The sequence below is a fragment of the Rhodococcoides kyotonense genome (assembly GCF_900188125.1).
GTDB lineage: Bacteria > Actinomycetota > Actinomycetes > Mycobacteriales > Mycobacteriaceae > Rhodococcoides > Rhodococcoides kyotonense.
This window is the reverse complement of record NZ_FZOW01000006.1, coordinates 92284-114034: the sequence shown is the minus strand read 5'-3', so window position 1 is coordinate 114034 and position 21751 is coordinate 92284. Positions and strand designations below refer to the sequence as shown.

The 21751-nt window shown below is 65.4% G+C and carries 23 protein-coding genes; 15 read left to right on the top strand and 8 right to left on the bottom strand.

Annotated features, from left to right (window positions below; translation table 11 throughout):
* Positions 1-249: 249 nt before the first annotated feature.
* Entirely contained in the window at positions 250-867 is a 618-nt protein-coding gene (locus CHB96_RS11975; protein ID WP_089246373.1) for a class I SAM-dependent methyltransferase, read from the bottom strand.
* An 85-nt stretch (positions 868-952) separates the two neighbouring features.
* On the opposite strand from CHB96_RS11975, the gene CHB96_RS11970 reads away from it, so the two are divergent.
* Positions 953-1432, top strand: a complete 480-nt coding sequence (locus CHB96_RS11970; RefSeq protein WP_089246371.1) for a phosphoribosyltransferase — start codon at positions 953-955, stop codon at positions 1430-1432.
* A 72-nt stretch (positions 1433-1504) separates the two neighbouring features.
* On the top strand, positions 1505-2584 hold the full coding sequence (locus CHB96_RS11965; RefSeq protein WP_089246369.1) for a M20 family metallopeptidase: 1080 nt from the start codon (positions 1505-1507) through the stop codon (positions 2582-2584).
* Here CHB96_RS11965 and CHB96_RS11960 read toward each other — a convergent pair.
* The gene (locus CHB96_RS11960; protein ID WP_089246367.1) at positions 2545-3570 is read right to left on the bottom strand and encodes a LacI family DNA-binding transcriptional regulator; all 1026 of its coding nucleotides are present in this window, start codon (positions 3568-3570) and stop codon (positions 2545-2547) included. The genes CHB96_RS11965 and CHB96_RS11960 overlap by 40 nt on opposite strands.
* Before the next feature lie 192 nt (positions 3571-3762).
* On the opposite strand from CHB96_RS11960, the gene CHB96_RS11955 reads away from it, so the two are divergent.
* Genes CHB96_RS11955 through CHB96_RS11920 form a run of 8 tightly spaced genes read left to right on the top strand, consistent with a single transcriptional unit; the run spans position 3763 to position 10721 of the window.
* On the top strand, positions 3763-4605 hold the full coding sequence (locus CHB96_RS11955; protein ID WP_089246365.1) for a BtpA/SgcQ family protein: 843 nt from the start codon (positions 3763-3765) through the stop codon (positions 4603-4605).
* 1 nt (position 4606) lies between these two features.
* Entirely contained in the window at positions 4607-5503 is an 897-nt protein-coding gene (locus CHB96_RS11950; RefSeq protein WP_089246363.1) for a carbohydrate kinase family protein, read from the top strand.
* Positions 5500-6510 (top strand): substrate-binding domain-containing protein, encoded by a 1011-nt coding sequence (locus CHB96_RS11945; protein WP_089246361.1) that lies wholly within the window; start codon positions 5500-5502, stop codon positions 6508-6510. Before CHB96_RS11950 ends, CHB96_RS11945 begins: the two co-directional genes overlap by 4 nt.
* Positions 6510-7256, top strand: a complete 747-nt coding sequence (locus CHB96_RS11940) for an ATP-binding cassette domain-containing protein (RefSeq protein WP_176444259.1) — start codon at positions 6510-6512, stop codon at positions 7254-7256. Before CHB96_RS11945 ends, CHB96_RS11940 begins: the two co-directional genes overlap by 1 nt.
* Complete coding sequence (locus CHB96_RS11935) at positions 7253-8287, top strand: ABC transporter permease (protein ID WP_089246357.1); 1035 nt, start codon at positions 7253-7255, stop codon at positions 8285-8287. Before CHB96_RS11940 ends, CHB96_RS11935 begins: the two co-directional genes overlap by 4 nt.
* Positions 8284-9312: a phosphotriesterase family protein gene (locus CHB96_RS11930; protein WP_089246748.1), complete on the top strand. Its 1029-nt coding sequence runs from the start codon at positions 8284-8286 to the stop codon at positions 9310-9312. Before CHB96_RS11935 ends, CHB96_RS11930 begins: the two co-directional genes overlap by 4 nt.
* Before the next feature lie 9 nt (positions 9313-9321).
* Positions 9322-10074, top strand: a complete 753-nt coding sequence (locus tag CHB96_RS11925; RefSeq protein WP_089246355.1) for a glutamine amidotransferase — start codon at positions 9322-9324, stop codon at positions 10072-10074.
* Positions 10071-10721, top strand: coding sequence for a TenA family protein (locus CHB96_RS11920; protein WP_089246353.1), 651 nt, complete (start codon positions 10071-10073; stop codon positions 10719-10721). Before CHB96_RS11925 ends, CHB96_RS11920 begins: the two co-directional genes overlap by 4 nt.
* Before the next feature lie 69 nt (positions 10722-10790).
* Here the strand turns inward: CHB96_RS11920 and CHB96_RS11915 are convergent, their stop codons facing one another.
* Positions 10791-11804 carry an NADPH:quinone reductase gene (locus CHB96_RS11915; protein WP_089246351.1) on the bottom strand — a complete coding sequence of 338 codons (1014 nt, stop codon included), beginning with the start codon at positions 11802-11804 and terminating at the stop codon, positions 10791-10793.
* A gap of 113 nt (positions 11805-11917) precedes the next feature.
* Here CHB96_RS11915 and CHB96_RS11910 point away from each other — a divergent pair, with 113 nt between their 5' ends.
* Positions 11918-12424, top strand: coding sequence for a mycothiol transferase (locus tag CHB96_RS11910; RefSeq protein WP_089246349.1), 507 nt, complete (start codon positions 11918-11920; stop codon positions 12422-12424).
* On the opposite strand, the gene CHB96_RS11905 is transcribed toward CHB96_RS11910, so the two are convergent.
* Positions 12394-13770: an MFS transporter gene (locus tag CHB96_RS11905; RefSeq protein WP_245865516.1), complete on the bottom strand. Its 1377-nt coding sequence runs from the start codon at positions 13768-13770 to the stop codon at positions 12394-12396. The two genes, CHB96_RS11910 and CHB96_RS11905, sit on opposite strands and share 31 nt — an antisense overlap.
* Before the next feature lie 86 nt (positions 13771-13856).
* Between CHB96_RS11905 and CHB96_RS11900 the strand changes: the two genes are divergently transcribed.
* Positions 13857-14504: a TetR/AcrR family transcriptional regulator gene (locus CHB96_RS11900; protein WP_089246345.1), complete on the top strand. Its 648-nt coding sequence runs from the start codon at positions 13857-13859 to the stop codon at positions 14502-14504.
* Here CHB96_RS11900 and CHB96_RS11895 read toward each other — a convergent pair.
* Together CHB96_RS11895 and CHB96_RS11890 are read right to left on the bottom strand one after the other, a co-directional pair.
* Positions 14489-14989: an SRPBCC family protein gene (locus tag CHB96_RS11895; protein WP_089246343.1), complete on the bottom strand. Its 501-nt coding sequence runs from the start codon at positions 14987-14989 to the stop codon at positions 14489-14491. The two genes, CHB96_RS11900 and CHB96_RS11895, sit on opposite strands and share 16 nt — an antisense overlap.
* Complete coding sequence (locus tag CHB96_RS11890; protein WP_089246746.1) at positions 14986-15795, bottom strand: SDR family NAD(P)-dependent oxidoreductase; 810 nt, start codon at positions 15793-15795, stop codon at positions 14986-14988. The genes CHB96_RS11895 and CHB96_RS11890 overlap by 4 nt, the downstream gene beginning before the upstream one ends.
* A 133-nt stretch (positions 15796-15928) precedes the next feature.
* Between CHB96_RS11890 and CHB96_RS11885 the strand changes: the two genes are divergently transcribed.
* Positions 15929-16942: an iron-siderophore ABC transporter substrate-binding protein gene (locus tag CHB96_RS11885; RefSeq protein WP_089246341.1), complete on the top strand. Its 1014-nt coding sequence runs from the start codon at positions 15929-15931 to the stop codon at positions 16940-16942.
* Positions 16943-17005: 63 nt separating this feature from the next.
* Here CHB96_RS11885 and CHB96_RS11880 read toward each other — a convergent pair whose 3' ends face one another.
* On the bottom strand, positions 17006-17473 hold the full coding sequence (locus CHB96_RS11880) for a GbsR/MarR family transcriptional regulator (RefSeq protein WP_089246744.1): 468 nt from the start codon (positions 17471-17473) through the stop codon (positions 17006-17008).
* 54 nt (positions 17474-17527) lie between these two features.
* Positions 17528-19006, bottom strand: coding sequence for a cryptochrome/photolyase family protein (locus CHB96_RS11875; RefSeq protein WP_089246742.1), 1479 nt, complete (start codon positions 19004-19006; stop codon positions 17528-17530).
* A 123-nt stretch (positions 19007-19129) separates the two neighbouring features.
* On the opposite strand from CHB96_RS11875, the gene CHB96_RS11870 reads away from it, so the two are divergent.
* Together CHB96_RS11870 and CHB96_RS11865 are read left to right on the top strand one after the other, a co-directional pair.
* Positions 19130-19846, top strand: a complete 717-nt coding sequence (locus tag CHB96_RS11870) for a GNAT family N-acetyltransferase (RefSeq protein ID WP_176444258.1) — start codon at positions 19130-19132, stop codon at positions 19844-19846.
* 66 nt (positions 19847-19912) lie between these two features.
* Positions 19913-21586: an alkaline phosphatase D family protein gene (locus CHB96_RS11865; RefSeq protein WP_089246337.1), complete on the top strand. Its 1674-nt coding sequence runs from the start codon at positions 19913-19915 to the stop codon at positions 21584-21586.
* Positions 21587-21751 lie beyond the last annotated feature (165 nt).

Here is a 21751-nt window from a genome sequence, read left to right as displayed (position 1 = left end):
CTCGTTCTCGGGCGGTACGAGATAGATGTCGTGGGGTGAGGACGGTGGTGTGATGTCGAAGCCTTCCAGGGGGTGGGCGTACCGAGGACCCCCGGAGCGTACGGCCAGTCTATCGCCCCCGCAGCGCTGTCAGACCGACGACCGACTTCCGACGAATCGAGCTGCGACCAGCAGACCTGCGCTGGTTTGTGAGCGAATGTCACATTCGGTCACTTCAAGTGACCGAAGGCCACATTCGCTCACGCACACTCAGGCTCGCCGCAGCAGAACCACCGTGTCCTTTCGCTCGGCAGGGGTGCCGTCGGGGTCGATGCCGGGACGCGGGCGGTCCTCGGCGACGACGGTCGTCCAGTGCGCGTCGTCGAACAGTGACGTGATCGCCTCGACGCCGAACAGCATCTGCGCGTGCTGGTGCTGCGATGCGAGGTGGTCGTGGGGGCTGTGTCCGACGATCAGGAGGTGGCCACCGGGCGCGACGGCGCTGCCGAATCGCTGGAACGCCGGCCCGATCTGGTGCGGAGGCAGCTGGAAGAAGTGAGCGGTGACCAGGTCGTACTGCGTCTCCGGCTCCCACGTGAGCAGGTCGCGGTGCAGCCATTCGATGTTCCGGTCGCCCTGCTCCGCGCGGGCCCGATCGATGGCGACCTCCGAGATGTCGGCGCCGGTGGTGGTCCAGCCGTGGTCGGCGAGCCACCGTGCGTCGCCGCCCTCACCGCTTCCGATGTCGAGCGCGGTGCCCGGGGTCAGTTTGGATGCCTCGGTGACGAGGACGGGGTTGGCGTTGCCGCTCCAGCGCTGCGCCTGTTCGGTGTACAGGTTGTCCCAGAACGGCTGATCGAAGACGGGCTGCTCGTCGTGTGTGTGCATGACACGAGACTGCCAGCGCTGTCGTCGATGCGCAACATCGTTTGCCGATTCAGCAAACACGACGCTACAGGCGCATAATCGCCCCATGACCGAACCTGCTCGCGAAGTGCTCACCTGGGACACGTTCGGCGCCGCCTCGCGCGAGCTGACGACGAAGATCGTCGACAGCGGTTTCGTCCCCGACATCGTCATCGCGATCGCACGCGGCGGCCTCATTCCTGCAGGGGCGATCGCCTACGCGATGGGAGTCAAGGCTGCGGGCACTCTCAACGTCGAGTTCTACTCCGACATCGAGGAGACCCTGCCGAACCCGATCGTGCTCGAACCGCTCCTCGACACCGATTCGGTCGTCGGCAAGCGACTGCTGGTCGTCGACGACGTCGCGGATTCGGGACGCACCCTCGCGCTCGTCGTCGAGCTGTTGAAGAAGCACACGGACGACGTGAAGTCGGCCGTCATCTATACCAAGCCGCAGTCCATCGTTGCCCCGGATTTCTCCTGGCGCGAGACCGATCGCTGGATAAATTTCCCGTGGTCCACGCTGCCGACCATCTCGAAGGCATGAACGCACGTGCACGAAAATACATACCCCACTATGTATTTTCGTGCACATGCGGCGAAGCCGCATACTGGAGTCATGGATTCCACCGGCCTGCTCCGTGAACTCGTCGCTCAACGTACGGTGTCGGGTGACCCGGCCCCACAGCGTCTTTCGATGGACACGATCGTCTCGCTGATCGCGTCTCGCGTGCAGGTCACGGTCGAGGGTCAACCCGACAGCGCTCACCCCTGGCTGCTGCTGACCAACGAGGCGCCGCCGTCGGCGAAGCGACTCGTCTTCGCATGCCACGTCGACACTGTGCCGCCGGGCGACCTCGGGCACTGGGAGTTCGACCCGTTCGCCGCGTCCATCGAGGACGGCGTGCTGCAGGGGCGGGGCACGTCGGACATGAAGGCAGGCGTGGTCGCGGCGACGGCAGCGGTCATCGATGCGGCCGAGCGCGGCGTACCGGTCGCACTGTTGCTGACGAGCGACGAGGAGATCGGCTCACTGGGCGCGCAGGCGGCGAGGCATGCAGTGGCAGAAAACAAGATCGGTGCCGTCATCGTTCCCGAGGCGACGGGCAACAGCATCCACCTCGGCCACCGCGGTGCGCTGTGGTTGGACGTCACGACGACCGGCGTTGCGGCACATGGCAGTACGCCGCAGAAGGGCGAGAGCGCGATCATGAAGCTCGTCGACGTTCTTGCCCGTGCGCGCGCCGAACTGCCACTCGGAGAAGATCCGTTCCTGGGCGCGGAGACGTTCAACGTCGGCACGATCGACGGCGGGTCGGCCCCGAACATCGTGCCCGACGCGGCACACGTGGTCGTCGATCATCGCACCGTCGGCGACGGCCGAAACCTGTTGGATTGGTGGACGAGTCAACCGGAAGTGGATCGCGTCGAGGCCCGGATCGATCTGCCCGGGGTACGCACGCCCTCCGACGACGACTGGGTGACGTCACTGCAGACAACCCTCGCGGACGGCCCCGTCACGTACTTCACGGACGCGTCGATTCTGGCGGCGGCAGCGCCGACCGCACCGATCGTCGTGTGGGGTCCTGGCACCCCAGCGCTGATGCACGCCGCGAACGAGAGTGTGTCGCTCGCCGAGATCGACGCAGCCGTCGATGCTTACACCGCCGTGACGCGGGCCTGGCCGACGGTCGACTGACGCACCACCAGTTGGGGTTTCAGCGCGATGTGCGCCGCGCCCGTGACGGCGTCGTTCATCGCTTGGTCGAGCAGCCGAGCGGCCTCGATCGCGATGCGCTCCTGGGGTTGACGGACTGTGGTCAGCGGGGGACTGCTCAGGGCCGAGAACGGAATGTCGTCGAAGCCGGTGACCATGACGTCCTCGGGTACCGACAGGCCGAGGGCTTGGCAGGACTGCAGGACGCCGAGCGCGATCAGATCGTCCGCGCAGACCACCGCATCGGGTCGAAAGTCGCTGGCCAACAAGGCATGTGACGCGTCGCGTCCCCATTCGATGGAGTAGGCGCCGAGCAGGGTCCACTCGTCCCGCGTCTCGATTCCGACGCGCGACGCGTGCCGGAAGAATCCTGCGCGACGCAGCTCGGTCGAGGAGTTGGTCAGTTCCGAACTGACGAACGCGGCGGTCCGAACACCAAGGGATGCAAGATGATCCATGACGAGCGCTTGTGCGGCATCGTCGTCGACCCCGACCCAGTCGGTGTGTGTGTCGAGCGCGAACCTGTCGAGTTGTACGACGGGAAGCGCCTTTGCGCTGATGCGCACTGCTTCGGCGGAGCGTGCACCGTGGCACGGGCTGATGATGATGCCGTCGACCTGGCGCGAGACGAGGCTGCGGAGGCGCTGCGCCTCGACGTCGGGGTCCGAGCGTGAATCGCACAGGAACAGCTGAAGCCCGCGCTGTGACAGGACGTGTTCCACGTTCTCGACGAGCGAGGTGAAGAACGGGTTCGCGATACTGGGTACGACCATGCCGACAGTGTCCGTGCGGCTGCGGCGCAGCGAGCTGGCGATGATGTTGCCCGAGTAACCGAGGTCGTCTGCGGCTTGCCGGATGGTCTTCATCAGTTCGTCGGAGACAGGGCGTGAGCCCGACAGCGCCCTCGACACCGTTGCCGTCGACACACCTGCACGCTCCGCGACGTCACGGATGGTTGCCTTGCGCATGGGCCTCCTTTCGCGTGCGACGTTAGCGAACCGCGGGGTCTTCTGCCCCGCATGTAACACAGTAGAGGTAATCGTTTACATAAACGACTCGAGAAAACCTTGACACAACTGGGTGACGATCGCTTACGGTGCATATACGCAAGGCAATCGATTACATCCAATGTTCTGAAGTTCAGTCCAAGGAGTCGTTTCGTGAGTACGTCCCCGCTGGGAGTCTTCCCGGCAAAGCCATCTGCACTCGCCGAGATGTTCGCAGGCAGTCCGTCCCTGATCGGCGCGATCCACCTCCCCGCATTGCCGGGAAGTCCGCACTACAAGGGCATGCCGGTGTCCGAGATCTCCGCGTTCGCCGTCGAGGAGGCCCACGCCTACATCGACAACGGGTTCGACGGTGTCATCGTCGAGAACCATTGGGACATACCGTTCCTCAAGCCCGGCGAGCACGGGTACGAGACGGCCGCCAGCATGGGCGTCGTCACCGCGGCGGTTGTCGCCGAGTTCGGAAAGAACGTCGGCGTCTCCATTCTGTCCAACGCAGGCGAGTGCGGTGTCGCCGCAGCCTGGGCTGCCGGGGCCAGCTTCGTACGCGTCAACCAGTGGGCCAACGCCTACGTGGCAAACGAGGGCTTCATCGAAGGCCAGGCCGCCAAGACCACACGGTTCCGTCATCGCATCGGTGCCGATCCGGTGCGCATCTTCGCGGACGTGCACGTCAAGCACGGTGCCCATGCCATCGTCGCCGACCGATCCATCGCCGAGCAGACCGAGGACGCCGAGTTCTTCGACGCCGACGTCCTCATCGCCACAGGGTCTCGCACCGGTGACGCAGCGTCGGTCGACGAGGTGTCGCTGATCAAATCCAATACCGTTCTCCCCGTCATCATCGGTTCCGGGATCACCGCCGGGAACGTCGCGGCGTTGATGAAGGAGTGCGACGGCGCGATCATCGCGTCCTCGGTCAAGGAGAACAGCCGCTGGTGGGGCCGCGTCGCAGGTGACAAGGTCCGTACCCTCGCTCGCGCGGCAGGTAAATGACGTGATCGTCTTCTGCGGATACGCCAACAACGATGTGACGGTGCAGGTTCCGCACGTCCCGGTTCTCGGTGAGCGTGTCCAGGCCACGTCGATCATCTCGATCGACGGTGGTATGAACGCCAACGCCGCGGTTTCCGCCGCGCGGATGGGAGCCACCGTACGCTTCGCCGGAGCCGTCGGTTCCGACGTCCGTTCGGACGAGTTCCTCGGCAACCTCGAGCGCGACGGCGTCGACACCAGCTGGGCACCGCGCGACGCGTTCCTGTCGACGGCGGTCGTCCTCATCGCCGAGGGCGGCGACCGCTCGATCATCAGTCAGGACGACGCCAACGACGCACCGCGCATCGCCGCGGTGATCAGGAAAATCGCCGACGCGGGTGGCGGCCGTCTGTTCGTCGACGGCTACCGCGCGGCATTCCTTCCCGATGGACTGCCCGACGGTGTCAGCGTCGCCATCGACCTCGACGGCTGCGAGGATCAGGGCGCGGCGTTGCGTGCGTTCGCGCTGGCCGATCACGTCATCGTCGGCCGCAGCCTGTGGCAACGGGCCTTCGGCATCGACGACGACCGATCGGCTGATCTTGCCGCCGAGCACGACACCCACCTGGTCCTCACCGATGGAGACCGCGGCTGGTCACTCATCACACCGAGTGGGGAAAGAACCACCGAACCTGCGGTCAAGGTCGACGTCATCGATGCCGTCGGGGCCGGAGATTGCTTCTGCGGCACGTACATTGCGCTCGTCGACGGCGGGAGAACCCCGCTCGACGCCGCCCGCCTCGCCGGTGCGTCGGCCGCGATGGCGTGCGCGACTGCCGGCCCACGCGGCTGCCCGACTCTTACCGAACTGCTCGCTTTCACTGCCCACAGCTCACTAGACCTTCAGGAGATCCCATGATGAAACGCGCACTTCCGCTCGTCGTCGGCGCTGCATTGGCGTTGTCGCTCACCGCATGTGACTCGGCCTCGCCCAGCGACTCGGGTGACGGTTCGGCTGCGGCGGCCTTCATTCCGGAGCCCGCCCGCGTCGCCGACACCTGCGAGGGCAAGAACGGCACGCTCAAGGTCGGTCTGGTGACCATCAACCTGCAGGCGCTGTTCTTCAACCAGATCAACACCGCTGCCCAGAAGATCGCCGACCAGACCGGCGTCGATCTCCAGATCATCAGCGGCAACGACGATTCCGTCACGCAGGCCAACGCATTCGACAACCTGATCGCGTCCGGAGTGGACGCCATCATCGTCGACGCCATCGACACCGACGGCATCAAGCCGTCCATCGTGAAGGCCGACGCGGCCGGCATCCCCGTCGTCGCAGTCGATGCGACCGTCGACGACCCGGCCGTCTCCACTCAGGTCGGAACTGCGAACGAGCAAGGCGGAATCCAGATCGGTGACACGCTCACCGAGCTGTCCGGCGGTACCGGGACGGTCGGCATCGTCGGTGCACTCAACAGCACCATCCAGCTCGAGCGTCAGAAGGGCTTCACCGACACCGTCTCCGCCGCGGGCATGACGGTCGGAACCGTCGTCGACGGCCGCAACATCCAGGAGAACGCGCAGACCGCGGCCGAGAATCTGCTGACCGGCAACCCCGACATGGAGTACGTCTACGCGACCGGTGAGCCCGCACTGATCGGCCTCGTCGCCGCCGTCAACAGCCAGAGCGCGCAAGACCGTGTCCAGGCCGTCGGCTGGGATCTGTCCGATCAGGCAGTCAGCGCACTGAACGCAGGCTGGCTGAAGGGCGTCGTGCAGCAGAACACCTTCGAGTTCGGCTACGAAGCCATGAACGCGGCGATCGACCTCGGCTGTGGTCGCGGCGCACCCGCCGACATCCCGGTCCCGACGCAGATCGTCACCCCGGACAACGTCGACGACTACCTCTACTACCTGGAGAAGTGATGGCACCTCTCATCGAGCTGTCGGGAATCACCAAATCGTACGGCCCCGTCAAGTCCCTTCGCGGAGTCGATCTTCGGCTCGCCAAGGGTGAAGTGCTGGGGGTCGTCGGAGACAACGGCGCCGGCAAGTCGACGCTCATGAAAATCCTTGCCGGCGCCGTCCAACACGACGGCGGAGAGATGCGCGTCGACGGAGAGCCGGTGAGGTTCTCGACGCCTCTCGACGCACAGCAGAAGAAGATCGGCATCGTCTATCAGGACCTGGCTCTGTGCGACACGCTCGACGTCGCCAGCAACCTCTTTCTCGGCCGCGAGCCGAGGAAGGGGCCGTTCCTCGATCGCCACGGCATGCATTCCAAGGCCGCGGAGATCCTGGCCGACCTGCACGTCAAGGTCAAGTCGACGTACCAGGAGATCGGCCAACTGTCCGGCGGGCAGCGGCAGACCGTCGCGATCGCTCGCGCCGTGTCGTTCAAGCCGGACGTGCTGATCCTCGACGAGCCGACGGCAGCACTCGCCGTCGCCGAGGTCGAGTCGGTACTGAAGCTGATCACCGACGTCGCCGCACAGGGCGTCGGTGTCATCCTCGTGACACACCGGTTGCAGGACTTGTTCCGTGTCTGTGACCGCATCACCGTCATGTACGAGGGCGAGAGCGTCGACGACGTTCCCATCGGCGACCTGAACATCGAATCGCTCGTCGGGCTGATCACCCGCACACCTGTTCCGCAGGGAGGAAAATCATGATCACCCTCGACAAGAACGCGCAGCCGTCGGTGAAGAAGCTGGCGGCCAGGCCCACGTTCTGGCAGTCCCTGAACAAGCCGACGCTCGCGATGCTCGCGGTGACAGTGGCTGTGGCGCTGGTGTTCTCGGTGACTACGTCGTCGTTCCTGACGTTCACCAACATCTCCAACCTCGCGACGCAGATTGCGCCGGTGCTCATCATCGCGGTCGCGATGACGTTCGTGATCACCACCGGCCAGATCGACCTGTCGGTCGGCGCGACGGTGGCCTTCGTCGCCGCGATGAGCGCCGAACTGATTCAGGCAGGCGTCGACTCCTCGGTAGTGTTCGTCGCCGCGCCGTTCATGGGCGCGGCGTGGGGCTTGGTCAACGGTTGGCTTGCCGCGTACCAGGGCATTCCGCCGTTCATCGTCACGCTCGCGACGCTGTCGATCATTCGCGGCATCGCGCTGTATCGCACCGAGGGCTTCTCCGTTCCGATCACGCCGGGAACCGCCTTCGCGAAGTTGGGCACCGCATCGTGGCTCGGCTTCTCGGCGAGCGCATGGATCGCATTGATCGTCGTCGTGATCGGCGCAGTGGCGTTGAATCGCACCAGGTTCGGGCGCTACGTCACCGGCATCGGTTCCAACGTCGAGTCCGTGCGACGCTCGGGCGTCAACACCCGCCGCGTGCTGATGATGACGCTCGTGTTCACCGGCCTCGCCGCCGGAATCGCGGGCTTGCTGATCGCTGCGCGCCTCGGATCGGGATCGGCCAACTCCGCCAACGGATTCGAACTCACGGTCATCACGGCCGTCGTGCTGGGCGGCACCAACCTGTTCGGTGGACGCGGAACCGTCGTCGGCACGGTCATCGGTGCGGTACTGACCGGCATCATCGCCAACGGCCTCACGCTGCTCGGCGTCAGCCCGTTCCTGACGCCGATCATCACGGGAATCGTTCTGCTGGTGGCGATCTGGATCAACATGCGTGGACACTCGCTCGCTCACCTGTGGAAGCACCTGCAGAGCGCACCGGGGCGCCGATGAGAGTGCAGACGGTCACCGGCCCGATCGATTCGTCCGAGCTCGGACTCGTTCTGCCGCACGAACATCTGCACAACGACGCGTCGGTTGCCTACACCGAGTCGCTGGATCCGGTCGTCGCACGCACGTTGAAGGGGCAGGTGAGAGCAGAAGACGCGTGGCTGCTGCACGACAATCCGTACAACAGCCTCGACAACTGCCGGGTCGACGACGCGGCAGCGGTGCTCGACGACCTGAAACGGTTCGCGGACATCGGCGGAACGACGATCGTCGATCTGACCCCGCCGGGGATCGGGCGTCGACCCGAGGTCTTGGCCGAGTACTCCGAGGCTTCCGGCGTACGGGTCGTGATGGGATCCGGGTGGTACCTGGAATCCACTCACCCTGCCGAGGTCGACGAGCTCGGCGTCGACATGCTGGCCGCGTCGTTGATCGAGGAATTCGCGCCGAGTGACCTGCCGAGCCCGGGTGTGATCGGAGAGATCGGTGTGTCGCCGTCGTTCACGCCGAACGAAGCGAAGGCACTGCGAGCTGCATGTGTTGCGCAGCGCGAAGTGAATGTTCCTCTGTTCGTTCACCTTCCGGGATGGAAGAGATTCGGCCACGACGTCCTCGATATCGTCGTCGACGAAATGGGCGTCGATCCGTCCGCGGTCGTGTTGTGCCACATGGACCCGTCGGGCAGCGATCCCGACTACCAGTGCTCGATCGCCGACCGCGGGGTCTACCTCGAATTCGACATGATCGGAATGCCGTTCGAATTCCCAGGAGAAGGGCAATCGCCGCATCCAGCGGAAACAGCACTCGCGATTCAGGGCCTGGTCGGCGGCGGCTATCGGGAACAGCTGTTGCTGAGCCACGACCTCTTTCTGAAATCGATGCTCCGGAAACACGGTGGCAACGGATTCGCCTATGTACCTGTCTCTTTCGCTGCGCGCCTCGTGCGTAGCGGAATGGACCCACAGCACGTGTCCTCGCTGATGCGAGACAACCCCAGGGCGCTCTTCGAGCACGCCGGAAAAGGATAGAGAAGACTGATGGGCAAGAAAGTTCTGATCGCAGGCGAGAGCTGGATGACCACATCCACGCACGTCAAGGGCGTCGACGAGTTCACCGTGCATTCCTACGTCGAAGGTGTCGGGCCGCTGAAGGACGCACTGACGTCCCGCGGACACGACGTCGTACACATGCCGGCCCATCTGGTGCCGACGCAGTTTCCGGGCACCGCCGAGGCGCTGTCCGAGTACGACGTCGTCGTACTGTCCGACATCGGCGCCAACTCGATTCAGTTGGCGCCCGGTGTGTTCGACAGATTCCAGGCAGGCGAGGATCGGCTCGTCGCACTGCGCGACTGGGTGTCGGGCGGTGGCGCGTTGATGATGATCGGCGGGTACCTGTCGTTCTCCGGGTTCCAAGCGCGCGGCGCGTTCCGTCAGACCGCGCTGGCCGACGCGCTTCCGGTCACGATGCTGCCGGAGGACGATCGCGTCGAAACCCCCGGCGGCATGACTCCCCAGGTCGACGACCCGTCGCACGCCGCACTCGGTGGCAGCGGAGGCGAGTGGCCGTCGCTGCTCGGATACAACCGCGTCGTCGCGAAGGACGGAACGACAGTGCCTGCGACGATCAACGGCGACCCGCTCGTCGTGGCGGGGGAGTACGGCTCGGGCCGCTCGGTGGTCTTCACCTCCGATTGCTCGCCGCACTGGGCACCGCCCGAGTTCTGCGAACAGTGGCCGGGCTACACCGATCTGTTCGACGGCCTGATCACGTGGGTCGCGGGCGAATGAGCCGTTCCGACGAGCTGGTCGAGCGGCAACAGATCGCGCTCGCGAAGTCCCGCGGCGTGAAATTCATCGCCGACTCCATTGCCGGGACGTTGTCCGACAAAGATTTTCGACGGTATCTCGTCATCGAGGAGGCGTTCGTGCTGACCGCCGTGCGCATCCTCGGTCTCGTCGTGGCCGAATCGGAGTCGTTGGACGACGCGAAAGATCACGTCGTCTCGATGTCCAATCTCGTCGGCGAGCAGCGCCAGTACTTCGCCGACCTGCGTGAGAAGTTCCCGTACGGCGGGGACATCGACGCGCTGGTAGCCGAATCGTCGGTGCTGTCGACGTACGCATTGGGCCTGGCTCGCGAGCACGGTCGAGCTGCGGCGCTCGTCGGCATGTTCGCGGCCGAGACGCTGTACCTGTCGTGGTGCCGCGAGGCGTTGGCTACCGGCGTCGAACGTGAACCGGCCCTGCAGGATTGGATTCTCATGCACACCGAGCCGGCCTTCGTCGCACAGGTAGAGGCGTTGGCGCGCGAGGTCGATGCGATGCCGGAGTCGATCGACGACGCCACCCTCGATGCTTGGTTCTCCGGAATGCTGCAGGCGGAGGACGAGTTTCACGGGAGTGCGGCTTCGCCGCATGTGCACGAAAATACATAGCGGCAGGAGCGTAGCCTGCGGAGCGACCAGAGGGTGCTATGTATTTCCGTGCACATGGGCCGAAGGCCCCTAGATGTCGATCAGCACCTTCCCCACGGCGCCGTTCTCGACGGCGTCGTGGGCAGCTGCGGTGTCGGCGAGCGAATAGCGGTGTAGTGGAAGGCCTGCCGCTTCCCCGACCTCGAGTACACCCGCTCGAGCCGCTTCGTTGACGTCGTCCTGCGCGGCCTTCAACGCCGCGTCGCCGACGGTGTACAACAGCACGAACTGGTAGCGAGCGTTCGAGACCATGTTCGGCCGGACGTCCAGGGTGACGGTATCGCCGCCGTTGTTGGCGTACACCGCGATCGACGCACGGGGACCGGCGACCGACGCGTTCAACTCAGCGTTCTGTGCAGGCGCGACCTCGACGATCAGGTCGACGCCGTCCGGTGCGATCGTGCGAATCTCGGAGGCCGCATCGCCGGTCTTGTAGTTCACGACGTGATGGGCACCTGCTGCCGTCGCGAGCGCGCCTTTCTCCGGGCCGCTGACGGTCGTCACGACCGTCGCGCCTGCCCAGCGGGCCAGCTGGATCGCCGCATGTCCTACGGCTCCCGCACCACCCGCGACCAGCACGGTCTTGCCCTGCAATGCTCCCGGGTGCAGACGCGACGGCCCGTCCTCGGACACCGTCAACGCACGGTGCGCGGTCATGGCAGGAACGCCGAGGCTGGCACCGACGTCGAACGAGACGCCCTCGGGTAGTCGTACGACGTGCTCGGCGAGGGCAACGGTGTACTCCTGCGCCGTTCCGGTCGGCCGCTGGTACTGCGACAAATACAGCCACACCCGATCGCCGACGGCCAGGCCCTCCACACCCGGACCCGCCGCGTCGACGATGCCCGCGCCATCCTGATTGGGTACGGCCTCGTCGAATGCCAGTGATCCCGTGGCGCCGGAGCGGTTCTTCCAGTCGGTCGGGTTCACGCCGGAGATGGCGACCTTCACCCTGACCTCACCCGGCCCTGGCTCACCCGGCTCTCGATCGACGAGGTGTAGGACGGAGGAGGAGCCGGTCTCGGAATAGGTGATTGCCTTCATTTCTTGTGCAACGGGACCGGCGGTCTTGGAAATTCCGAACCCGGGTACCCCATGTGCACGGAACTACATAGCCCGCTATGTAGTTCCGTGCACATGCGACTGAAAGGAGCCCGATGAACCACGCAGCAGTACTCGCCGACGCCTTCGAACGCATCAAAGGCGTCGTCCACGACACCCTCGACGACATCCCCGCCGAAGCCCTGACCTACCGCCCGGATCCCGACGCCAATACGGTCGCCTGGCTGATCTGGCACCTCACCCGAGTGCAGGACGACCACGTCGCCGGGGTCGCAGGCAGCGAGCAGGTCTGGACCGCCGACGGCTGGAACGATCGCTTTGCTCTGCCGTTCGACGACGACGCGATCGGCTACGGACAGAGCTCCGACGACGTCGCGGCGGTCACGAGCAGCGCCGATCTGCTGCGCAACTACCACGACGCCGTGCACGCGAAGACGACAGCCTACGTCGAATCGTTGACGGCAGAGGACCTCGACCGCGTCGTCGACGAGAATTGGGATCCGCCGGTCACACTCGGTACGCGTCTGGTGTCGGTCATCTCCGACGACCTTCAACACGCGGGCCAGGCGGCCTACGTGCGCGGGCTGTCCGAGAGGACCTGAGCTTTCGGGAACACAAGCGACAGCACGAACCCGACGGCGAGCAGCCCGGCGCACGCGAGCAGTGCGGCGCCATAGCCGTCGACCAGTCCGTCCAGGGCAGGCCCGTCGTAGCGCGCCGTCGCCGCCGCCGCGACGGACACCAACGCCGCCAAGCCGATCGAGCCGCCGATCTGCCGCGACGTACTGAGCAGTCCCGACGCCATCCCGACCTCGTCGGCGGGCAGGTCGGCGGTGGCGATGTTGGACAACGGCATGAAACTGAGTCCGACGCCGAGGCTCAGCATCAGCGACGGGCCGAGCAGCGTCGCGAGAAAGTCGCCGCCGACGTCCATGCGGGAGAACCAGAACAGCCCGACCGACGCCATCGCGGTGCCGACCGTCAACAACGGCTTCGCACCTACGCGTGGTAGCAACTTCGTCGAGGCGATGATCGCGACGACCAGCCCGACGCAGAACGGCAGAAATGCGAGACCCGTTCTGGTAGGCGAATATCCGAGCCCACGCTGCAAGTACAGCGACACGAAGAAGAAGCCGCTGAACTGCGCGGCGCACAGCACGCACATGATGACGTTCGCCATGGCGATGCGGGGGCGCCTCAGAGTCTCGAACCGCACCAACGGCTCGGCGACGCGATTCTCGACGACGACGAAAGCAACCAGCAGTACGACGGTCAGAGCGAATCCGGCGAGTATCAGCCCGTCGGACCAGCCGCGGTCCTCGGTCTGGATGACGGTGTACGCGAGCATCACCAAGGCCGCGGTCACCAGCACGGCCCCGGCGACATCCAGCGTCCCGGTGCGCGCCGAGGCGTGCGCGGGCATTCCGACGTAGGCCGCGATCGCCGCGACGGCGACGAACGGCACCGCCGAGAACATCACGAGCCGCCAGTCGACGGCGTCGGTGAGCACGCCGCTGAGCACGACGCCGATCGCACCGCCGCCTGCCGACGCCATCGCTCCGATGCCGAATGCCTTGGCGCGTTCCTTGCCCGTGGGGAAGGTCGCGCTCAACGCAGCGAGTCCAGCCGGCGCGATAAGTGCCGCCCCGAGACCTTGAATTGCGCGAGCCGCGATCAACATCCACGGCTCGGTCGCAAGCGCGCCGAGGGCGCTGACCACGCCGAACACGGCGAAACCTGCCAGCAATACCCGACGGGTGCCGACGAGGTCGCACAACCTCCCACCGAGAAGCAGCAACCCGCCGAACGCGAGCGCATAGGCGCCCACGACCCACGACAGGTCGGCGTCGGTGAAGCCGAGCGACAACTGGATATCGGGCAGTGCAACGTTCATGACGGACATGTCGAATGCGACGAGGAACTGGGCCAGTGCGGCTGCGGTCAGCACCAGGCTTGGATTTAGTGGACGGTCTCTCATAATGAAGAAGGTTTACCTTACCTACGACTGAGACGCAACCGTGATTGACTGCAGACGTGACTCCCCGAACGCCCCGACGCGGCAGGCCGCCGACGGTGACACGCGAGCAGATCGTCGCAGCGGCCAAGGCTCAACTCGAGTCGGGAGGGGTCGACGGTTTCAGCATGCGCTCGTTGGCGTCGGACGTGGGGGTATCGCCGATGGCGATCTATCGGCACGTCGGGGATCGCGAGCAACTGTTGTCGCTCGTGCTCGACGAGGTGTCGACGTCGTTTCCGTCGATCGAGCTCCCCGAGGATCCCCGCGAACGCATCAGGACTCTGATCGGCGACGTGTTCGACGTCCTCGCGAGTGACCGGTGGATCGCGGACGTGCTGCGAACAGGCAACAGGGGAGGGGCGGGCGCGCTGTGGCTTGTGGACCGAATCCTGGGCGCTGCAACAGAATTGGGTATGACGCCGAGTCAGGGCATGATCATGTACCGAGCGTTGTGGAACTACACGCTCGGCGCGATTCTGAATCTGTCGGCGACGGCACCGCGGCCCGACAGCGACCCGTCACCGATGACCGTCAGAGTGTGGAGCATCGGTGCCGGGCAGTTGCCGAATCTCGTTGCGGCGATCGAGGATCGGCCCGATGCCGCCACGAAGGAGACCTACATGCAGGGCATCGACTTCCTCGTCGACGGCTACGTTCGGGCGTAGGCCTGCCGGAGGTTGTCCAGCGTCTTCCGGATGTTTCGACGCTGGAACTGTGGGAACGTCTTGCCGCGTGTGACGATCTTGTCGAATACCAATGCGGCTGCGTCGGGCCACTTTCGGCGATCGTCGGTCCAGGTCTCGGTGACCTTGGTGCCGCCGTCCGCGGGCTCGAAATCGTAGCGCCAAGTTGCGTTGGCGGCGTTCAGCCGCGGCTTCTTGACCCCGATCGCATGGACGCGGAATTCGAACGCTTTACCCGGGTCGGCGACCGTGACGGTGCAGCGCGTCACCCACGTCGCTCCTCCGCGTTTGTTACGGCCCACGAATTCCATACCCACATAAGCGCTCTCGCGTGGTGCGGTGACGACGGCTCCGAGGTTCTCCGGACTCCAGGTTCCCATTCGAGTCGGATCGCTGATCGCGGCGTACAGAGTCTCGGCGTCGGCATGCACGACGACGCTGTCCGAGACGGTCATCTCACGGGTCATTGTCCCCTCCGGAGTCCTGGGTGGTTGCGAGCGAGCATGGGTACCAACAACGTACGGGGCGTCATGGACGCGAATATCGATGCCACACGGTTGACGGTTCCCGGTATGGCGACCATCTGACCCTTGTCCATGCCGTCGACCGCGGTTTTCGCCACGACGTCGGCGGGCACCCACATGACTTTCGGCAGCGCCGCGTCGGCGTCTTCCTTCGAAAAGCCCGCAGCCTCACCGAATCCGGTGTCGACGGGGCCGGGGCACAATGCGGTCGCGGTCACGCCGGTGCCCTTCAGCTCGCCGGTCAGGCTCTGCGTGTAGGACAGCACGAACGCCTTGCACGCGGCGTATCCGGCCTGGCCGGGCAGCGGCTGGAACGCGGCGGTCGAGGCGACGTTGAGCACGGCGCCGCGCTTTCGGGCAGTCATGCCGGGCAGGAAACGGCTGCACAGGTCGACGACGGATGCGACGTCGACCTCGATCATGTTCAGTTCTGCGTCGGGATCGGACGCGGCGACGGGCCCGAGCGTCGACAAGCCCGCGTTGTTGACCAGGATGTCCGGCGTCAGACCGAGGGCCTCGACCCGACCGAGCAGGCCGGCGCGTTCCGATCTGTTCGACAGATCGGCCGCCAGAACGTGAGCGCGGTCGCCGAGCTCGGCGGCCAACGCGGCCAGTTTGTCCTCGCGCCGCGCGACGAGGGTGACGCCGTGGCCACGGCGGGTGAGTTCGCGCGCGATTTCTTCACCGATTCCCGACGACGCGCCGGTCACCACTGCGGTGCGATCGGGGGCTGGAGTGGGCAGGCTCATGGATCCACCGTAGCGGGCGTGAAGTTTCACAGTATTTGAAATTTCGGGGTAGGTAAGCCTAGGGTAAACCCCTCGTGAGCAGAAATGTATAGAGGGCTATACATAAGCACTCACGACTAGCGAAAGGGTTTCGATGCGACACCTCCTCCTCCGGCGCACAGCGGTGTCCGGCTTCATGGCAGCAGCCCTCGTACTCGCGGGGTGCAGCTCGTCGACCGACGAGGCCACCGCCGACGCGTCGGGCAGCAGTTTCGAGACGGTGACGATCGACTCCGCACTCGGCCAGGCAGTCATCACGGAGAAGCCCGAGCGCATCGTGACCCTCGGAATGGGTTCCGCGGAGACGGCCATCGCGCTCGGTACCGTGCCCGTCGGCGTCGAGGAATATCCGTGGGGGAGCGACGAGTCCGGCTACCTGCCGTGGATCGACGAGGCCCTGGAGGACGACCAGCTGCCCGAACAGTTCACCGGCGGAACCGAATTGAACATCGAGGCCATCCTCGCGCTCGACCCGGATCTGATCCTCGCGCCGTGGTCCGGCATCACACAGCAGCAGTTCGACGCACTGAACGCGTTCGCGCCGGTCGTTGCCTACGAGGAGCAGCCGTGGACGATCACGTGGGAAGACCAGATCTCCGTCATCGGCAAGGCCATGGGTGAGGAAGCCAAGGCCGCCGACGAGATCGAGAAGATCAAAACCCAGTTCGACGACGCCACCGCGGCTCACCCGGAGTACAAGGACGTCACGTTCTCCTACATCTACAACACGGGTCCGGGGACGCTCGGCGTGTTCCTCGCCGAGGAGCAGCGAGTGGCGATGGTCCGCGCGCTCGGCCTCCAGGTCGATCCCGTCGTCTACACGCTCGACGAGACCGAGGGCACCGACTCGTCCGTCATCGGACTGGAGAACGCGAACCTGCTGAACGATTCGGACCTGATCTTCACGTTCTATTCGGACCCCGAAAACCGCACGGAGACCGAGGCGCAGCCCGCGTACAACCAGATCCCGGCTGTCTCCAGGGGATCCGTCGTCGCGCCGACCGAGCAGCCCTTCGTGACGGGGTCGTCGATCATCAATCCGCTGACCGTCCCGTGGGCACTCGAGCGTTATGTGCCGATGATCGACGAGGCCGTCGGCAAGTTGTAGTGCGGCTGCGCCGCCCGTGTGTGGATGGTTGGTCCAGAGGCCAACTATGCACTCACGGGTGCGTCAGCGCCCGTCCCGCTCCTGCTTGAACCGATTCCATTCACTGCGGAGCATCCGGTTGTCGATGATCCACCCCATGTAGTCGCGCATGTTCAGGACGCGGAGGTACGCCGGCCCACTCGGGTCGGCGTATTTCAGCGCTTCCGTCGCCAGCGCACGCTGGTTCTCCAGATACGCGTGTTCGTTCTCGAGGAACCCGCCCCACACGTCGGAATCCATGACGTAGTAGTGCACACGGTCTTTCGGTCGTCGTACCTGTTTGACGAAGCCACGGGCGATGAGTCGTCGTACATAGCTCGAGACCGAACCGCGCGAAATGCCCAGCGCCTCGGCCAGTTCCGCAGCGCTGACGCCGGGGGTTTCGTCGATGAGCAGGTAGCCCATGATGCGGCCCTCGATGCGCGACGCGCCGCCGGACTGCCAGTAATCGGCGAAGCGTTCGACGAACCAGTCCGGAAACTGCTCGGACATCCCCATCCCTTCTCCCGACAATCCACGACGAAGAAGAGTGTGCCACGACCGTTTTCAGAAGGTGTCGCGCTGTGCTTCCTGTTCGAGCACCTGATCCAGATCTGCCAGCCGGTTCATCGACGACACTTGCCTCGCCGTTCGGTGGTTCTGCGCCAACCGATCTCGATGCCGATGCACGAAGGCCCAGTACCCCGCAGTGAACGGGCACGCGTCCGGTCCGAGGCGTTTCTTCGGGTTGTATTCGCAGCCGCCGCAGTGATCGGTCATACGGTTCAGATACGCCCCGCCCGACGCGTACGGCTTCGTCGCGATCAGGCCGCCGTCCGCGTGTTGGCTCATGCCGATGACGTTGACGGGCATGACCCATGCGAAGCCGTCGACGAACGCGGTCGCGAACCATTCCGTCAACGCTTTGGGGTCGTAGCCCCTTTGTAGCGCGAAGTTGCCGAGGATCATCAGCCGCGGAATGTGGTGCACCCAGCCGCGTTTCTGCAGTTCGGACAGGCTGTGCGACAGGCATGCGGCAATTGGCTCGTCGCCGTCGAGATTTCGGAACCACCCCGGCAACGGCTCGTGCGCCTTCAGTTCGTTCCGGTCGAGATACTCGGGTCCGAAATGCCAGTACAGATGCCACACGTATTCGCGCCAGCCGAGGATCTGCCGGATGAAGCCCTCGGTCGACGCCAGCGAGGCATCGCCGTCGCGCCACGCCTTCTCGGCAGTCTCGGCGACATCGAGCGGCTGGAGAAGCCCCAGATTCAACGGCACCGACAACAGCGAATGTGCCATCGTCCAGTCGTCGGTCATGACGGCGTCCTCGTACTTGCCGAAGTCCGGCAGACGGTAGGACACGAAGTGCTGCAGAGCTTTTCGAGCCTCGGATGCCGTCACCGCGAACAGTCGTGGCCCGTCGGAGCCGACGGTGTCGAGCTTCATGGCATCGAGGTCAGCGCGCACCTGCTCGTCGATCTTGTCCTCCGAGGGCCACCACGGCGGATCGACGCCGAGCGTGACGCGCTTCTTCGGCGGCGGCTCGCGGTTGTCCTCGTCGAGATTCCACCTGCCGTCGACGGGGTCGTCGCCCTTCATCAGCACATCGAATCGCCGTCGTTGATCGCGGTAGAACGTCTCCATGCGGAACTGGTTGCGGTTACCCGCCCATTCGGCGAAATCGGCACGCGAGAGAGCGAACATCGGCGTCGGCAGGACATCTTCGACGAGGCCCTCCTCGAATAGCCTCTCGACGAATCGCTCGGCCGCGTGCGATGTCGGTTCGAACACGAGAACGGGTCTGCCGAACTCTTCGAGCGCCTCCCGATAGGTCTCGGTGCGCAGATACGTCGCACGGTCACCCAACTCGTCGGCCAGATGACGCATCCCCGACAACACGAGATGCAGCTTCTGCCGGTGGAACCTGCGGCTCCGCAGCACACGCGCGCTCTCGACCAGCAGGACGTCGCGTCGGCGATGCTCTTCGGTCGAATGGAAATGCGGTCCGAGTTGATCTCCGAACAGCCACAGAGGGGAGGTCATGGCATCGAGGATGCTCACATCGTCATCCCGGCAAACCCGCCGTCGACGGTACAGACCCGGGGCAAGAATCTCGCTGATTGCAACCGGTGACGTCGCAGGACGCGGTCGATACCGTGTCCAAGCGTGACTGTCGATCTCCAGCCAACGCCGGATACCACAACCCACCCGCTCGACGACGCCGTCCGGACGTCTCTGCTGGGCGAGCATGCGCGCTTCGCACAGTGGTCGGGACGGATCGGGCGGTACGACCCGGAGGTCGCGGGTCATCTCGGGCATCCGGTCGCACTGGAGGCGCAGGACTGGACCGATCTCGCCGCGCTGGTCGGGCCGGGCGAGCAGACGTCGGTACGCGGGTTCGGACACGAGGTGCCTGCCGGGTGGGAGACGCTCGGTGGGTTCGATTCCGTGCAGCTCGACGGCAGTGGGCTGGACATCGCGTACGACGCGGACGCCGTCGCGCTCGGGCCGTCGGACGTCCCGGAGATCCTCGATCTCGTCGAGCGAACCAAGCCCGGTCCGTACCGAGTTCGCACGATCGAGATGGGCCGCTACGTCGGCATCCGCGTCGACGGCCGGCTGGTCGCGATGGCAGGCGAGCGGTTGCACCCACCGGGCTGGACCGAGATCAGCGCGGTATGCACGGATCCCGCGTTTCGTGGTCGCGGTCTGGCGACAAGGCTCGTGCGCGACGTCGGGGCAGGCATCCGGGCGCGTGGAGAGGTTCCGTTTCTGCATGCCCTGGCGTCGAACACGACCGCGATCAGCCTGTATCTCGGCATCGGATTCACTTTGCGCAAGCGATCGCACGTCACGTCGGTACGTACTCCGGTCGTCGGCTGAGTGAACTTCCCACCCCGGTGGCCAGGTCGACTTGACCGCGGGGCCGCGATCGCATGAACTGACTCGGTGCGCGACAGACAGGGTGTGTCCAGGCGAGGATTTCTCCGCTCGTCATCCGTAGCCATCGCAGCGGCAGGGGCAGCCTCGGCGCTCCCTGCAGTCGCCCATGCGCAGGGAACCGAGTTCGTTCCGTTCCAGCATGGCGTCGCCTCCGGTGATCCGACGCCGGATGCCGTGATCCTGTGGACCCGCGTCACCCCGGTTCCAGGTGCGACGCCCGGGTCGGGCCTCGGGCCTGCGACCACCGTCCGGTGGCGTGTGGCGACGGATCCGGAACTGACGATGCTCGTGCGCAGCGGAACCGTCACGACCGATGTCGACTCCGATCACACCGTCAAGATCGATGTCGACGGCTTGTCGCCCGCGACGACGTACCACTACTGCTTCGAGATCCAGAGCGGGGAGGCCGTCGGCACTCAATCGGCCGTCGGGACCACGCGGACCGCACCGAGCAACGACGCCGACCTCGACCGCGTTCGCTTCGGCGTCGTCTCGTGCTCCAACTGGGAGTCGGGATACTTCGGGGCGTACCGGCATCTCGCGGCGCGCGGTGACCTGGACGCGATCGTCCATCTCGGCGACTACATCTACGAATACGAGACAGGTGGCTTCGCGGGCAAGAACGGTGTTGTCCGCCAACATGATCCGACACATGAGATCGTCAGTCTCGCCGACTACCGAACCCGTCACGGTCAGTACAAGAGCGACCCGGATCTGAAGGCAGCGCACCTCGGGGTGCCGTGGATCTGCACGTGGGACGACCACGAAAGCGCAAACGACGCGTACGACGGTGGCGCCGAGAACCATCAGCCCGAGACCGAGGGACCGTGGGCCGAGCGCAAGGCCAACTCGGTGCAGGCCTACTACGAGTGGATGCCGGTCCGCGCTGCAGGCACGCCGCAGAACCGACACCTGTACCGACGGCTGCGCTTCGGCAACCTGCTCGAGCTGTCGATGCTCGACCTGCGTACCTACCGCTCCCAGCAGGTACTGCCGTTCCAGGGCGCCGACGTCGATTCGCCGAACCGCACCATCACCGGCAAGGACCAGATGGAGTGGCTCACCGAGGGCATCGTGAGCTCGCCGACGCGCTGGAAGATCGTCGGCAATCCCGTCATGATCACGCCGGTCCTGCTGCCTCCGCTCGAAAGCGAAGCCGCGCGAGCGGTGACAGCTCTGCTGAACATCCCCACAGGTGGACTGCCGTACAACGCCGACCCGTGGGACGGCTACACCGCCGACCGGAAGCGCTTGCTCGGAGCGATCGCCGACAACGGGGTCAGCAACACCGTCTTCATCACCGGTGACATCCACTCCTCATGGGCATGCGACATCCCGCAGGACGCGTCGCGCTACTTCGAGACCGGAGGCGTCGCCACCGAACTGGTCGTGACATCGGTGTCCTCGGCCAACGTCGACGACCTGACCAAGACCCCGCCGCACACCCTCGGCCGCGTCGCCGAAGGGGCGCTGACCACGCTGAACCGGCACATCCGCTACGTCGACCTCGACAGCCACGGCTTCGGGGTCTTCGAGGTGACGCCTCAGGGTGTGCAGATGGATCACTGGTACCTCGACGCAAAGGAAGACCCGCTCACCGGGGTCTACTGGGGTGCAGGGTTCACCGTCGCCAACGGGGTCCCGCGGGTCGAGGTGGCTCCCCTGCCGATGAGGGCCTGACCGGCCCACCCCCCGTTCGGCCCACCCCCCCGTTCGGCCCACCCCCCGTTCAGCCCACCCCCGTTCGGCCCCACCCCCCGATCGGAGCGAATGTGACATTCGGTCACTCAGAGTGACCGAATGAGGCCCTCGCTCACCTTAGGTTCGGGTGCTTCGGGCGCCCAC

Coding starts and splice junctions, on each gene's coding strand:
- CHB96_RS11895 (WP_089246343.1), bottom strand. CDS start 14,989: ATGACCCGTGAGATGACCGTCTCGGACAGCGTCGTCGTGCATGCCGAC.
- CHB96_RS11965 (WP_089246369.1), top strand. CDS start 1,505: ATGGATTCCACCGGCCTGCTCCGTGAACTCGTCGCTCAACGTACGGTG.
- CHB96_RS11880 (WP_089246744.1), bottom strand. CDS start 17,473: ATGTCCGAGCAGTTTCCGGACTGGTTCGTCGAACGCTTCGCCGATTAC.
- CHB96_RS11925 (WP_089246355.1), top strand. CDS start 9,322: ATGGGCAAGAAAGTTCTGATCGCAGGCGAGAGCTGGATGACCACATCC.
- CHB96_RS11970 (WP_089246371.1), top strand. CDS start 953: ATGACCGAACCTGCTCGCGAAGTGCTCACCTGGGACACGTTCGGCGCC.
- CHB96_RS11885 (WP_089246341.1), top strand. CDS start 15,929: ATGCGACACCTCCTCCTCCGGCGCACAGCGGTGTCCGGCTTCATGGCA.
- CHB96_RS11915 (WP_089246351.1), bottom strand. CDS start 11,804: ATGAAGGCAATCACCTATTCCGAGACCGGCTCCTCCTCCGTCCTACAC.
- CHB96_RS11960 (WP_089246367.1), bottom strand. CDS start 3,570: ATGCGCAAGGCAACCATCCGTGACGTCGCGGAGCGTGCAGGTGTGTCG.
- CHB96_RS11945 (WP_089246361.1), top strand. CDS start 5,500: ATGATGAAACGCGCACTTCCGCTCGTCGTCGGCGCTGCATTGGCGTTG.
- CHB96_RS11920 (WP_089246353.1), top strand. CDS start 10,071: ATGAGCCGTTCCGACGAGCTGGTCGAGCGGCAACAGATCGCGCTCGCG.
- CHB96_RS11930 (WP_089246748.1), top strand. CDS start 8,284: ATGAGAGTGCAGACGGTCACCGGCCCGATCGATTCGTCCGAGCTCGGA.
- CHB96_RS11975 (WP_089246373.1), bottom strand. CDS start 867: ATGCACACACACGACGAGCAGCCCGTCTTCGATCAGCCGTTCTGGGAC.
- CHB96_RS11890 (WP_089246746.1), bottom strand. CDS start 15,795: ATGAGCCTGCCCACTCCAGCCCCCGATCGCACCGCAGTGGTGACCGGC.
- CHB96_RS11910 (WP_089246349.1), top strand. CDS start 11,918: ATGAACCACGCAGCAGTACTCGCCGACGCCTTCGAACGCATCAAAGGC.
- CHB96_RS11875 (WP_089246742.1), bottom strand. CDS start 19,006: ATGACCTCCCCTCTGTGGCTGTTCGGAGATCAACTCGGACCGCATTTC.
- CHB96_RS11940 (WP_176444259.1), top strand. CDS start 6,510: ATGGCACCTCTCATCGAGCTGTCGGGAATCACCAAATCGTACGGCCCC.
- CHB96_RS11935 (WP_089246357.1), top strand. CDS start 7,253: ATGATCACCCTCGACAAGAACGCGCAGCCGTCGGTGAAGAAGCTGGCG.